Genomic DNA, 13,695 nt, shown 5'->3' with positions numbered 1-13,695 from the left:
CTTGCCTTGGGCTTTCTTCGCCTGCTCTAAGTAGCAACGGCCAAGCCAATATTGGGCATTGATTTGTTTCTGAATACCGTTTTCATCCTTCAACTGTTTGGTAAGACGCAACCACTGTTGGAAATGCTCAACTGCCTGCCTAAACAACTGTTCAGAATCCCCTCCTACTGCTTGCATCGCCTGTTCAAAATAACAGCGGCCCAGCCAATATTGGGCATCGTTCTGTTGCTGAATTTGGTTATTTTTATCTTCGATTCCATCTAAAGCCTGATTCAGCTTTTCAATCGCTTCGTCAAATTTTTTGTTTTTGAATAACGCTACACCTTCGTTAATTAAACTCCAAACATTCATTACTTTATCCCTTTCTCAAAACAATCGGTTAAACGCCGTACCATCTCAATGCGCCTCTTCCCAATTCCTCCCCACGCCAACCTCCGCCACCAGCGGCACTTTCAACATCCCTTCGTCCACTTTCGCCATAATCTGCGGCAGTTTTTCTTTGACCAAATCCAGTTCGGCTTCGGGTACTTCCAATACCAATTCGTCATGCACCTGCATAATCAGTTTGCTTTGTAAGAGGTCGTCTGAAAGCCAGCGGGACACGTCTATCATGGCGCGTTTGATGAGGTCGGAGGCGGTGCCTTGCATGGGGGCGTTGATGGCGGCACGTTCGGCTCCGGCGCGGGCGTTGGCGTTTTTGTTGTGAATGTCAGGCAAGTAGAGGCGGCGGCTGAACAGGGTTTCGACAAAGCCTTGTGCGGCGGCTTGTTCTTTGGTGCGCTGCATGTATTCGGCGACGCCGGGATAGCGGGCGAAGTAGCGGTCGATAAAGTTTTTGGCGGAGATGTTGTCGATGCCCAATGATTTGGCAAGGCCGTATTGGCCCATGCCGTAGATCAGGCCGAAGTTGATGGTTTTGGCGTAGCGACGTTGTTCGGACGAGACGTTTTCGGGGGCGATGCCGAATACTTCGGCGGCAGTGCGGCGGTGTACGTCTTCGCCGTTTTGGAATGCGGCGATGAGGGTTTTGTCGCCGGAGAGGTGCGCCATGATGCGCAGCTCGATTTGGGAATAGTCGGCGGAAACGATGACGCTGCCTTGCGGTGCGGTGAAGGCGCGGCGTACGCGGCGTCCTTCGGTAGTGCGGATGGGGATGTTTTGCAGGTTGGGGTTGTTGCTGGCGAGGCGGCCGGTAATGGCGACGGCTTGGGCGTAGGTGGTGTGCACGCGGCCATCTTTGGGGGAAATCATTTCGGGCAGTTTGTCGGTGTAGGTGGATTTGAGTTTTGCCAGGCTGCGGTTTTGCAGGATGATTTTGGGCAGGGGGTAGTCAGGCGCGAGCTGTTCGAGCACGGCTTCGTTGGTGGAAATGCCGCCTTTGGCGGTTTTTTTCAGGCCTTTGGTGGGAATGCCCATTTTGTCGAACAGGATTTCTTGAAGCTGTTTGGGCGAGTTGAGGTTGAACGGCTGGCCTGCGGCGGCGTAGGCTTCTTGTTCGAGCTTCATCAGCTCGGCGCCGAGTTCCGCGCTTTGGCGAGCGAGTTCGGCACGGTCGATTTGCACGCCGTTGCGTTCCATTTCGAACAATACCTGCGCGACGGGCAGCTCCATTTTTTCATACATTTCAAGCTGTTTGGCGTCCATTTGCGCGCGCAGGTGCGCTTCGAGGCGCAAGGCAAAATCGGCATCTTGTGCGGCGTATTCGGTCGCTTGCCCGATGGCGACGTCGGCAAAACCGATTTGCTTCGCGCCTTTGCCGCACAGCGATTCGTAGGTAATGGTTTCCAAGCCCAGCCAGCGCTCGGACAATTCGTCCAAACCGTGTCCAAGATGGCTCTCAATGATGTAGGAAGCAAGCATGGCGTCGCCGGCAATGCCGTTCAGGGCGATGCCGTAGTTGGCGAAAACGTGTTGGTCGTATTTGAGGTTTTGCCCGATTTTTTTCAGGGCGGGGTTTTCCAAATGCGGTTTCAGACGGCCTAATACGTCTTGCAAATCAAGCTGTTCGGGTACGGCGGTCAGGCTGTGGCCTACGGGGATGTAAACCGCTTCGCCTGCTTGGAACGCGATGCTGATGCCGACCAACGAGGCGTTCATCGCGTCTAGGGACGTGGTTTCCGTGTCGATGCCGATTGTGTCCGCCTGCGACAATTTATCCAACAAGGCGGCAAACTGCGCTTCGGTGGTAATGGCTTGATAATCCAGTTTTTCAGGGGCTGGGGCAAGTTCGGGTTGTTTTTCAGGCTGTATTTCCATCGCCAATGCTGCCTGTTCGCCGATATGCTCGCTGCCGAATAAATCTGTGTTTTGCGCTTCGTGCATACGGCTCTCCGCCTCTTTCAACCAAGTGCGGAAACCCCAGCGTTTGAAATCGACAACCAGCTGCGCCCATTTCGGCGTAATGCGGCGCAGGCTTTCAAGGCCGTCTGAAAGCTCGGTGTGCAAATCCACATCGGTTTTAATCGTTACTAAGTCATACGACAGCGGCAGTTGTTCCAAAGCGGCTTGCAGGTTTTCGCCGACCTTGCCTTTGACTTCGGCAGCGTGTTCCATCACGCCGGCCAGCGAGCCGTAGGCTTCCAGCCACTTCACCGCCGTTTTCGGGCCGCATTTTTCCACGCCCGGCACATTGTCCACCTTGTCGCCCATCAGCGCGAGATAATCGCGGATTTGGTCGGGGCGTACGCCGAATTTTTCCTTCACGCCTTCAATGTCCAGCGTTTCACCGCTCATCGTGTTCACCAGCGTCACACGCTCGTTTACCAACTGTGCCATGTCCTTATCGCCGGTAGATACCACCACGTTCCACCCTGCTTCGCTAGCCATCTTAGCCAAAGTGCCGATAACGTCGTCCGCTTCTACCTGCGGAATCACCAGCACAGGCCAGCCCATCAGGCGCACCAAATCCGGCAAGGCTTCCGCCTGCGGGCGCAAATCGTCCGGCATCGGCGGACGCGTCGCCTTGTAGTTGGGGAACATCTCGTGGCGGAAATTCTTACCCTTCGCATCAAATACCACCGCGCAATAGTCATGCACATAATCCGCACGCAGCCGGCGCAGCATGTTCAACACACCATACATCGCTCCAGTCGGCGCACCGTCTGGCGCAGACAAATTCTGCCCCATAGCATGATAGGCGCGGTAAAGATAAGAAGAGCCGTCAACGAGAAGGAGTGTGGGTTTGTTGGACATGGAGAACCTGCTGTGTGTATGAAAATAATGTACGGATTATAAAGGAAAAGGCCGTCTGAAAACCGAAAATCAAGTTTCAGACGGCCTGATGTTTACATAAATATACGGTTTCAGGTATTGCGTCTCAGAATCCCATCTTATATATTTGTATTCAAATGAATACAAACCAAAGCAAACGAATATGAATGCAACGAACCGTATCCCAATTAGTGTGCGCATCACTCAGGAAGATGCTGATTTTATTGCCGAACTCAAAATCGAAGGTGCGAATACGCCGTCTGAAAAAATCCGCGAATTGCTCAAGCTGGCGCGCTTGGCGCATACGCAGACACGCGATTACGGCTCTGCACTGACGGCGCAGGAGCAATTTTTACAAGCAGCAAAACACGAAATCTTGCACGCAGAAAAGCAGGCCGGAGTGCATTCACATATCGTAGCGAGATTGTTTGAACAGCTTCCCGACTTGGGCGCAACACTCGCCGCCGACCTGCCCGAAGAAGCCGACCTCGACGATTTGAAAAAATACGAGCGCGAACTGATGTGGCGCATCGTCCGCCTCACGGACAGCATCTTGCAACTCGCCGTAACCGGCAAAGGCGCGGCATACGACGATACCGTGCTGCAACAGCTTGAAAACACTTTGAAACTAGCAAAGATTGTACAGCAGGCAAATGAAGTTTAAGACTGCCGCCATACCAAATGAAACAAACACATTTTAGTGAAAGGAAAATCCAAATGAGCGAAACCCTATCCCGCCGAGTAGGCCGTCTGGTAAGCGGCGGTTTTCATGCCTTGATTGATGCGGCAGAAAACCTTGCGCCTGAGGCGGTCATGAACGAGAGCATCCGCGAAATCGAGCGGGCGGTGGACGAAGTGCGTGCCGAATTGGGCAAAGTGTTGGCGCAGAAACACCTTGCCGCCAAGAAAATGGCGGCCGAAAGCAACCGCCACGAAGCCATCGATGCCAACCTGCAAGCCGCCGTAGCCGCGGGGCGCGACGACCTTGCCGAAGCGGGCATCGCCGAACAAATGGACATCGAAGCGCGTCTGCCTGTTTTGGAAAACACCATCGCCGACTGCGCCGCGCAGGAAAAAGAACTTGAGGGCTTTATCGCCGCCTTGCAGGCGAAAAAACGCGAGATGCAGCAGTTACAAGACTGGCGCGCCGCGCAGCAAAGCGCGGGCGCAGGCAAAGCGGCAGGCGGCAGCGACCTTAACCGCATCGCCCGTGATGCCGAAAAAAGCGGCAACGCTTTCGACCGCGTGATGGGACGTCAGAACGCGGTACACAGCAGCACCGATGCCGCGCAGTTGGCAAAATTGAAGGAATTGGAAGACTTGAGCCGCAACAACCGTATTGCCGAACGATTGGCGGCGTTGAAGGCGGGGAAATAAGTTTTCAGACGACCTCCTTTGTCGGAAAGGTCGTCTGAAAAAAAAACGCCGCGCGGAGCTTGTCCATGCGGCGTATGGCGGAACAAATCAGTAGTCGATGCGTTCGCTGATAATCCGTAAATCCGGCCATGAGAAAACGATGTCGTATTCGCGTCCGTTTTTGAAGGCTTCAGCTTTCAATACGGGGCGGCCGCGGCGGTCATCGGCTTCGATTTCGTGCACTTGGTAGCCGCGTCGTTCGAGAATCCGCATCACTTGTGCGCGTTTTTGTTCGAAAGACGGATCGCTGTAAATTTGGTGTTCGATGTAGTCGTCATCGTAATACTTGCCGTCGCGGTAACGGTAGTCGTCATAACGGTCGTAATCGCGCTCATAGCGGTCGTCGTAACGATCATCATAGCGGTCATAACGCTGCTCGTAGCGGTCGGTACGATAGTCGTCATCGTAATAGTCGTAAGGATAAGGGGCGGCGCATGCGGTCAGTGCGATACTGCCTAAGAGTAATACCGGTAAAAGTTTTTTCATGTCGTATCCTTTTGGGACGTGGGGTAAGTAAAGAATATTCGGAAGCGGATTATAAATCGACGCGTTCTACGAGAATGTTCAAATCGGGATAAGACATCACGATTTTGTATTCCAAGCTGCCTTTGTAGGCCTCAAATTCCAAAACGGGTCTTGCCCAATAGAGGTCGGTGTCGAAATCGTGGACTTCGTAGCCTCTGTTATGCAGGATGGACAAAGCGCGGTCGTGGTGTTGCGCGAACGCGGGATCTGTCTCCATGCGGTATTGGGCGTAGTCTTCGTAAAGGTCGAAACCTTCTGCTGCAAGAAAAATGGCGCAAACAGCGGCGACAGGAAGCAGCAATTTTTTCAAAAGCGGTTTGGACGGCTTTGTATATTGCGACTGAGAATGTTTCATTTCGTTCCCTTTGCGTCTGTTGTCGGTATAGACATTTAAACACGCAGGACTTAGGGAAAAGTTAGGAGCGGTTTCAGACGACCTTTCTTTACGATACACACAGGTCGTCTGAAAAATAGGGGAATTTGATGATTTTTGCCATTTTGATCGGTTTGCTAACCGCCGTATTGCTTTACTTTGTGATGTTTAAGGATTGGGACGAATTTGTAGAATGCGTCGAATTCTATTGCACACCCGACATCATCAGCGCGCTGCGGGGGCGGTATTGGGATGACGTATGGGCGGAAACCAAAATCCTGCTGTGGCTGAGCATCAGCGTGATAGCCGGCGTATCTGCCTATTTCTGGCTCGAATAGAACCGACGTTTTAAGGCTGATACGGTCTTATTACCGCGAACAGTAAATGATTGAAAGGAATGTCAAAATGAGCAAAAAACACACCTACCGCACCACTGCAACATGGACGGGCAATCTCGGCGAAGGCACTTCATCCTACACCGCTTATTTGCGCAACTTTACCGTTTCCGCCGAGGGCAAGCCCGACCTGCACGGTTCCGCCGACCCGGCCTTCCGCGGCGATGCGAACCGCTGGAACCCCGAAGAAATGCTGTTGGCTGCCGTTTCTGCCTGCCACAAACTATGGTACCTGCACCTGTGTGCCAACGCGGGCATCTGCGTTACCGCCTACACCGATCATGCCGAAGCGGTGATGGACGAAGGCGGGAATGGGAGCGCGGGGCGTTTCGTCTCCGCCGTGTTGAAGCCGTGCGTTACCATCGCCGCAGGAAACGACCGCTCCAAGGCTTTGGAACTGCATCACGAAGCGCACCGTCTGTGTTTCATCGCCAACTCGGTCAACTTTCCGATTGAATGCCGCGCCGAAATTGAGAGCGGAGAGGTCGTCTGAAAACCGAATGTCTGTTTGGGATGCACGGATAGGTCAAATTCAAATAAGACATACCTAATGCCGTCATTCCCGCGCAGGCGGGAATCCAGACCTCGATTCTAGAAGTATTATTTGTCTATTTAAGGTTGTCTGAAAGTTGATAGAACAAGGAACGGAATATGTGGAATTTAATCAACGCCCCCGAAACGGAAATCTTCGGCATCGCCATCGCGCTGATGGTTTTGCTCGGCGTATTGGAAGTCATCTCCATGCTGGCGGGCGGCATCAGCGACTGGCTGGACAACCTGCTGCCCGACAGCTTGACCGAAACCGCGCACGCCGAAGTCGGGCTGGACGCTGCGGACGCAGGCGTGTTCGTCAGGTTTCTGAGCTGGCTGTATGTCGGTCGCGTGCCGGTGTTGATGCTGATGGTGGTGTTCCTTGCCGTGTACGGATTGACGGGCTACCTGTTTCAGACGACCTTTGCCGCCGTGTTCGGCAGCTATCTGAACGGATGGCTGGCGGCGGTAGCCGTGTGGTTCATTTCGCTGCCGCTGGTGCGCCTGACGGCGGGCGGACTGTACAAAATCATGCCCAAAGACGAAACCACCGCCGTTTCGCAGGAAAGCCTAATCGGACGCATCGGCACAGTGGTGCTGGGCGAAGCACGGTCAGGCAGCGCGGCGCAGGTGCGGGTGAAGGATGTATATGGTCAACAGCATTATGTGATGGCAGAACCGGATTCTGACGAAGTGTTGAAACAGGGCGACGCGGTGTTGCTGGTGTCGCTGGAGGGAAATACGTTTAAGGCAATTTTGAATCCGAGCGGGAGTTTGGTGGATTGAGGTCGTCTGAAAAGATAAACGTCGGTTTGCAATGAAGCATCATTTTTATCAGATTAGAAAAACAAAACGGGGATAGATATGGATCATTTGGCGCAGTCTGGGCGTGATATGCAATCCCGTATCGAAGCGTTGAAAAACAAGCTGCCGCGAGGGGTTATCGTTGTCGGCGACGGGCTGCTGTTTAAACATTCGTTATTTAGAGGTTTGTTGTTTCAACCCTTGGTTGCTTTCTTGTTCGGCCTCATCGGCGTGGGCGGCGTCTGGCTGAAGACGGTGAAATGGATGGATCCATCGTTTTCAAGCCACATGACTTGGCTGCTGGCTATTGTACTCACGCTATTGTGGTTGTGGCGCGTGGAACGTTGGTGGTGCGGGCTGACTACCCGGAAATCGATTTATATTGATCACGAAAAATTGATTATTTACGGTGCATTCGGACGCATCCGTTATCAAGGCGGACATGATGGAGCTTACAGGAAGTTTGACCATATACGGAACATCGTTGGAGTCAGTCTAATTACCGAACGCAAAGGAACAACATTAATCGGCAGGCTGCTGGGCTTAGGAAGACACAATATTTGTACAACAACTTCCCAAAACGCATTTATTGAATTAACAGGTTGGCAGTGGAATTCAAGGTAAGATACCCAGCTATCAGACTGCGAAAAAAGAAACACCCAAGAATATTGATAAAACACAAAACAATAATCAGGAAAACAAATTTGTATGGATAACTCTCTTAACAACGAGCCAAGTTTGGAAAAATCCAACTCGGCAGCATTATGGCTGAAACGGACAGCGGCCTTAATATTGTGGCTTGCCGCGTTTCTGTCGGGTGTAACGGCTTTGTATGGTCTGACCAGAGCGGGCAGTGAACCTGCAAATCTGATACTCGTCGCCTTATTGTCGGTAGGGGCGTGGTACGGTATCTATTTCGGCGGACGACTGACAGGCTGGTTCAGGTCGTCTGAAAACCCGCAAATCCGCTACCCCGCCATTCATTGGGCAATATGGACGCTTGAAACATTTTTCGCCTTATTTTTTGCAAGCATCATTTTCGATAAACAAAACATAGGATTGGTGGTTTTTTGCCTGATTTTTAGCGGCTTGGCGGGTGTGTCTGCATATTTGCGCGGTAAACGGCTGATTGCCGATTACCGGCTACGGAAAAATACCGAAGTCCGCGCAACGGTAGGGCGGCTGATATGGAGCTTTATTTTTGCACTGTTATGGTCGGCAACCATCTTGCTCTGCCTGTATGCGCTTCTGCGCCAAATGGTATTGCCTGAAGGAATTGAGCCTGCTACTTTCTGCTTTATCTTCATCCTAACCGTACTGTCGGGATGCGCTGCATATTACTGCTGGAATGGGTTGGCAAAATTGTTCCAAAAATATGCACAACAACAGAAAACGTGGTAGGTCAGATTCAAGAATCCGACGAATCGTTCCGCTTCAGCCGTATTGCACATAACCCAAATTGTCGGATTCAAGAATCCGAGTACCTTTAAAACCCCAGATTTTTAACCTTTTCAGACGACCCCAAACCCTAAAAAAACCGTCTGAACCCACGCCCCTCAAGGGTATATCGACAACAAGAAAGGAAAACCCATGAACTTAGTTTCCATCGGCATCATCGCCGGCGTCATACTCGTCGCGCTATTCGTACTCGGTCTCATCCTCACCCGCCTGTACCGCCGCGCCAGCAAAGAAGTCTCCTTCGTCCGTACCGGTTTCGGTGGCGAAAAAGTCATCATGAACGGCGGCGCGATGGTGCTGCCCGTGCTGCACGAAATCATCCCCGTCAACATGAACACATTGCGCCTCGAAGTGCGCCGCGCGGCGCAGCAGGCGTTGATTACCCGCGACCGGATGCGCGTCGATGTGATGGCGGAGTTTTACGTCCGCGTCAAACCCAGCGCCGAGAGCATCGCCACCGCAGCGCAAACGCTGGGTATGAAAACCATGTCGCCCGACGAATTGAAAGACCTCGTCGAAGGTAAATTCGTCGATGCCCTACGCGCCGTTGCCGCTGAAATGGCGATGGAAGAGCTGCACGAGAAACGTGTTGATTTCGTTCAAAAAGTGCAACAAGTCGTCAGCGAAGATTTGTTTAAAAACGGCCTCGAACTCGAAACCGTTTCCCTGACCGGCCTCGATCAAACCAGCTTTGAGTTTTTCAACCCGCAAAATGCCTTTGACGCGGAAGGTCTGACCAAACTGACCGAAACCATCGAAGGCCGCCGCAAAAAACGTAACGAAATCGAACAAGACACCGATTTGGCGATTAAAACCAAAAACCTCGAAGCCGAGCAGCAACGCTTGAAAATCTCGCGCGAAGAAGAATACGCCAAACTCGAACAAGAACGCGAAATCGCCGTGCGCCGCGCCGAACAGGAAGCCAGCATCGCTGAGCAGGAAGCGCAGAAAAAACGCGAAGCGGAAGAAGCCAAAATTGCCGCCGAACGCGAAGTGGATTTGAAACGCATCGCCGCCGAACGCGACATTAAAAACGAAGACATCCGCAAAGCCCAAGCCGTCGAGCAGGCGGAGGTCGAACGCCGCAAAGCTATTGAGCTTGCCGAACAAGACCGCGCCATCGCCGTTGCCGAGAAATCGCGTGCCGAATCCGAAGCCAAAGCCGAGGCCGACAAAGCCCGTGCCGCCGCCGTGCGTGAAGAAGAGAGCGTGATTACCGTGCGCGAAACCGAACGCGCCGAACGTGCCAAAGCCGTCGAGCTGATTGCCGCCGAAGAAGCCGCGCAAAAAGATGCGATTTCGCTTACCGTCGCTGCGGAAGCCGAGAAACAGGCCGCGCAAGACCGTGCCGAAGCCGTGCGCATCGCCGCCGAAGCCGAAGCCGAGAAACAACGCCTGCAAGCCAAAGGTGAAGCCGATGCCAAAGTCCTGCTGGCACAAGCGCAAGAGCAGCAATACAAAGTCGATGCCGAAGGTACCCGTGCCGTGAACGAAGCCGCCAACGTCCTGAGCGTCGAGCAAGTCGAAATGCAAGTGCGCCTCGCCCTCTTAAAACACCTGCCCGACATCATCCGCGAATCCGTGCGCCCGATGGAAAACATCGACGACATCAAGATTCTGCAAGTCAACGGCTTGGGCGGATTCAGCGGCGCTGCCAACGGCTCCGAAGGCGTGTCGGACGGACAAACCACACAAGCCAGCCTTGCAGACCAAATGGTCAACAGTGCCCTGCGCTACCGCAGCCAAGCCCCGTTGGTTGACGGTCTCTTGAAAGAGTTGGGACTGAATGGTGGCGACATCAACGGTCTGACCCAAGGACTGGATAAAACCATCGACCAATCATAAACGAATGCCGCAATAATGATTTAAAGGCCGTCTGAAACTTTTCAGACGGCCTTTTTTGTATGCGAGCTCAGAAAAACGCTAATATTTTCAATACTGATAAATTCAAATCTGTTGCGGCTGCGATAAATTAGGAATCATCTAATCTATTTTTGAGGATAAAAAGATTGGGCAGGCTATTTTAAATGACTCACAAGGCTAGCTGCTTCGACAATGACCCACCAACAATTTAATCATAAAAGCCGGTTCTACCATTTCGATTTCAAACTTGCCATCTACTCATCTATCGACATTTCAATATCAAGCCGCTTATCTTCAGACAAATAAAAAAGCACAACATTTCGTTGTGCTTTTTCTTGATGAACCCACATTACTTGTTTTTTTGCGAACGAAGGTAATCCAAAGTTTTCAGCTGGGCAATGGCAGCTGCCAATGCTTTGTGCGCTTCGGCCAAAGATTTTTCGTCTCTGGCTTCAGAAACACCTGTTTCGGCTGCTTTTTTAGCTGCTTCAGCACGCGCCTGATCCATTTCTGTACTGCGGACGGCAACGTCTGCCAATACTGTGATCTTATCAGGCTGTACTTCTAAAACGCCACCGGAAACGGCAACCAGCACTTCTTCAGCTTCACCCGGAACAGTCAAACGCAATGCGCCGGGGCGTACCAAACTCATAATCGGCTCGTGTCGTGGATAAATACCAAGCTCACCTTGAACGGTCGGAACCACCACAAAGCTGGCCTCGCCCGAATAGATGTTTTGCTCGCTACTAACCACTTCAACTTGCATGGTGCTCATGCCGGCCTCCTTAGTTTAAGGTTTTCGCTTTCTCAGCCGCTTCTTCGATACCGCCTACCATGTAGAACGCTTGTTCAGGCAGATGGTCGTATTCGCCGTTCAAGATGGCTTTAAAGCCAGCGATAGTGTCACGCAATGGAACGTATTTGCCTGGAGAACCGGTAAATACTTCGGCAACGTGGAACGGTTGAGACAGGAAGCGTTGGATTTTACGGGCACGCATCACAGTCAGTTTGTCTTCGTCAGACAATTCGTCCATACCCAGAATGGCAATAATGTCGCGCAATTCTTTGTATTTTTGCAGAGTAGACTGTACACCGCGCGCTACGTCGTAGTGTTCTTGACCCAATACCATCGGATCCAATTGGCGTGAAGTGGAATCAAGCGGGTCAACTGCCGGGTAAATACCCAAAGATGCAATATCACGGCTCAATACGACGGTGGCGTCCAAGTGGGCGAAAGTTGTCGCTGGAGACGGGTCAGTCAAGTCATCCGCAGGTACATATACGGCTTGGATGGAAGTAATGGAACCAGTTTGGGTAGAGGTAATACGCTCTTGCAAACGACCCATTTCTTCAGCCAATGTCGGTTGGTAACCCACTGCAGAAGGCATACGGCCCAACAGTGCAGATACTTCGGTACCGGCCAGAGTGTAACGGTAGATGTTGTCAACGAAGAACAATACGTCGCGACCTTTACCGTTTTCGTCTTTTTCGTCACGGAAGTATTCGGCCATAGTCAAACCGGTCAAAGCAACGCGCAGACGGTTGCCCGGAGGTTCGTTCATTTGGCCATACACCATGGCTACTTTATCCAATACGTTGGAATCTTTCATCTCGTGGTAGAAGTCGTTACCTTCACGGGTACGTTCACCCACACCTGCGAACACGGACAGACCGCTGTGCGCTTTGGCGATGTTGTTGATCAATTCCATCATGTTCACGGTTTTGCCCACACCGGCACCACCGAACAGACCTACTTTACCGCCCTTAGCAAACGGACACAGCAAGTCGATCACTTTAATACCGGTTTCCAGCAATTCGGTAGTTGAAGACAACTCGTCGAATTTCGGAGCAGTTTGGTGAATGGCACGGCTCTTGTCGGTATCGATCGGACCTGCTTCATCAACAGGCGTACCCAATACGTCGACAATACGACCCAATGTACCTTTACCTACCGGCACAGTGATTGGCGCACCAGTATTGCTTACAGACATGCCGCGTTTCAGGCCGTCTGAACTACCCATTGCAATAGTACGGACAACGCCGTCACCCAGAAGCTGTTGAACTTCCAGAGTCAGACCGTTCTCGTCCAATTTCAGGGCATCGTAAACATGCGGGATAGCGTCGCGTGGAAATTCCACGTCAACCACCGCACCAATAACTTGTACGATTTTGCCTTGGCTCATTATCGTATCCTAATTTCCTGTTCAGGCTTCAGACGGCATTAAACTGCCGCTGCACCTGCTACAATTTCTGACAATTCTGTGGTAATCGCAGCTTGACGCGATTTGTTGTACACCAAGCGCAATTCTTTAATGGCATTGCCTGCGTTGTCGGTTGCGGCTTTCATCGCTACCATACGCGCGGCTTGTTCGGATGCCATGTTGTCGCTCAATGCCTGATAAACCACAGACTCTAAATAGCGGCGAACCAAATATTCCAATACGGCGATAGGACTCGGCTCGTAGCGGTATTCCCAAGTAAATGAAGAATGACCCGCTTCGTCGTCAATAACGTTTTCACCGATAGGCAGCAAAACTTCCATACGCGGCTCTTGGCGCATTGTATTGACAAAACGTGAGTAAACCATATGGATACGGTCTAATTCATGCTTCTCATAACGTTGGAAGATTTCGGTCAGAGGTCCGAGCAGCAATTCCATTTTTGGGGTATCGCCCAAATTGGTTGCGCTGGCAATAACATTCAAACCGATGCTTTGGCATGCAGCCAAACCTTTACTACCCAGGCACACGACTTCGACTTCGATGCCTTGTTCCTGATACTCTTGAACTTGCGCCAAAAACTTTTTCAGTACGTTTGCGTTCAAGCCACCGCACAAACCTTTATCCGAGGTAATCAAAATGAAACCGGCACGACGCACTTCGCGGTGCGGCTCCAACAATTTGATACCATGATCGGCATGGGTCTGTGCAAGATGGCTCATCACTGTACGCACTTTTTCGGCGTACGGACGCGCTAAGCGCATCCGGTCTTGAGTCTTCCGCATTTTAGAGGTCGACACCATTTGCATCGCTTTAGTGATCTTTTGGGTATTTTGAACACTACGGATTTTGGTGAGAATCTCTTTTCCGACTGCCATTTCAGACTCCTTTCATCTCAATA

14 protein-coding genes and 1 pseudogene are annotated in these 13,695 nt (G+C 51.8%); 8 read left to right on the top strand and 7 right to left on the bottom strand.

All coding sequences use genetic code 11. From position 1 onward, the window contains the following. The coding region (locus HMPREF3052_RS05885) for a tetratricopeptide repeat protein (RefSeq protein WP_141756614.1) at positions 1-351 on the bottom strand (351 nt) is incomplete at its 3' end. 45 nt (positions 352-396) lie between these two features. Next, on the bottom strand, positions 397-3,192 hold the full coding sequence (gene polA, locus HMPREF3052_RS05880) for a DNA polymerase I (protein WP_070749133.1): 2,796 nt from the start codon (positions 3,190-3,192) through the stop codon (positions 397-399). Between the two features lie 181 nt (positions 3,193-3,373). Here polA and HMPREF3052_RS05875 point away from each other — a divergent pair, with 181 nt between their 5' ends. Next, a complete protein-coding gene (locus HMPREF3052_RS05875) occupies positions 3,374-3,874 on the top strand; it encodes a hypothetical protein (protein WP_070749131.1) in 501 nt (166 codons plus the stop codon). Positions 3,875-3,927: 53 nt separating this feature from the next. Continuing rightward, positions 3,928-4,587, top strand: coding sequence for a PspA/IM30 family protein (locus HMPREF3052_RS05870; protein WP_070749129.1), 660 nt, complete (start codon positions 3,928-3,930; stop codon positions 4,585-4,587). Between the two features lie 87 nt (positions 4,588-4,674). On the opposite strand, the pseudogene HMPREF3052_RS12125 reads toward HMPREF3052_RS05870, so the two are convergent. After that, positions 4,675-4,940, bottom strand: a pseudogene (locus tag HMPREF3052_RS12125) (PepSY domain-containing protein). Positions 4,941-5,161: 221 nt separating this feature from the next. After that, positions 5,162-5,506, bottom strand: a complete 345-nt coding sequence (locus HMPREF3052_RS05860; RefSeq protein WP_070749127.1) for a hypothetical protein — start codon at positions 5,504-5,506, stop codon at positions 5,162-5,164. A gap of 128 nt (positions 5,507-5,634) precedes the next feature. Between HMPREF3052_RS05860 and HMPREF3052_RS05855 the strand changes: the two genes are divergently transcribed. From HMPREF3052_RS05855 to HMPREF3052_RS05830, 6 genes are all read left to right on the top strand, one after another. After that, complete coding sequence (locus tag HMPREF3052_RS05855; RefSeq protein ID WP_070749125.1) at positions 5,635-5,862, top strand: hypothetical protein; 228 nt, start codon at positions 5,635-5,637, stop codon at positions 5,860-5,862. A 67-nt stretch (positions 5,863-5,929) separates the two neighbouring features. Then, entirely contained in the window at positions 5,930-6,412 is a 483-nt protein-coding gene (locus HMPREF3052_RS05850) for an OsmC family protein (protein ID WP_070749123.1), read from the top strand. A gap of 158 nt (positions 6,413-6,570) precedes the next feature. Further along, positions 6,571-7,236, top strand: coding sequence for a YqiJ family protein (locus HMPREF3052_RS05845; protein ID WP_070749122.1), 666 nt, complete (start codon positions 6,571-6,573; stop codon positions 7,234-7,236). 78 nt (positions 7,237-7,314) lie between these two features. Then, positions 7,315-7,878, top strand: coding sequence for a hypothetical protein (locus tag HMPREF3052_RS05840; RefSeq protein WP_070749120.1), 564 nt, complete (start codon positions 7,315-7,317; stop codon positions 7,876-7,878). A gap of 84 nt (positions 7,879-7,962) precedes the next feature. Next, entirely contained in the window at positions 7,963-8,655 is a 693-nt protein-coding gene (locus tag HMPREF3052_RS05835; protein WP_070749118.1) for a transglycosylase, read from the top strand. Positions 8,656-8,844: 189 nt separating this feature from the next. Beyond that, complete coding sequence (locus HMPREF3052_RS05830; protein ID WP_070749116.1) at positions 8,845-10,557, top strand: flotillin family protein; 1,713 nt, start codon at positions 8,845-8,847, stop codon at positions 10,555-10,557. Positions 10,558-10,924: 367 nt separating this feature from the next. Here the strand turns inward: HMPREF3052_RS05830 and HMPREF3052_RS05825 are convergent, their stop codons facing one another. Genes HMPREF3052_RS05825 through atpG form a run of 3 tightly spaced genes read right to left on the bottom strand, consistent with a single transcriptional unit; the run spans position 10,925 to position 13,672 of the window. Further along, positions 10,925-11,350 (bottom strand): F0F1 ATP synthase subunit epsilon, encoded by a 426-nt coding sequence (locus HMPREF3052_RS05825; RefSeq protein ID WP_003683708.1) that lies wholly within the window; start codon positions 11,348-11,350, stop codon positions 10,925-10,927. A 10-nt stretch (positions 11,351-11,360) separates the two neighbouring features. Next, on the bottom strand, positions 11,361-12,758 hold the full coding sequence (gene atpD, locus HMPREF3052_RS05820) for a F0F1 ATP synthase subunit beta (RefSeq protein ID WP_063076780.1): 1,398 nt from the start codon (positions 12,756-12,758) through the stop codon (positions 11,361-11,363). 38 nt (positions 12,759-12,796) lie between these two features. Continuing rightward, the gene (atpG, locus tag HMPREF3052_RS05815; RefSeq protein WP_063076779.1) at positions 12,797-13,672 is read right to left on the bottom strand and encodes a F0F1 ATP synthase subunit gamma; all 876 of its coding nucleotides are present in this window, start codon (positions 13,670-13,672) and stop codon (positions 12,797-12,799) included. Between the last annotated feature and the right edge of the window lie 23 nt (positions 13,673-13,695).

This window comes from Neisseria sp. HMSC056A03, from assembly GCF_001815685.1.
Classification (GTDB): Bacteria; Pseudomonadota; Gammaproteobacteria; order Burkholderiales; family Neisseriaceae; genus Neisseria; species Neisseria subflava.
The sequence above is the reverse complement of the archived record's forward strand: the minus strand, read 5'-3'. Positions and strand labels throughout refer to the sequence as shown.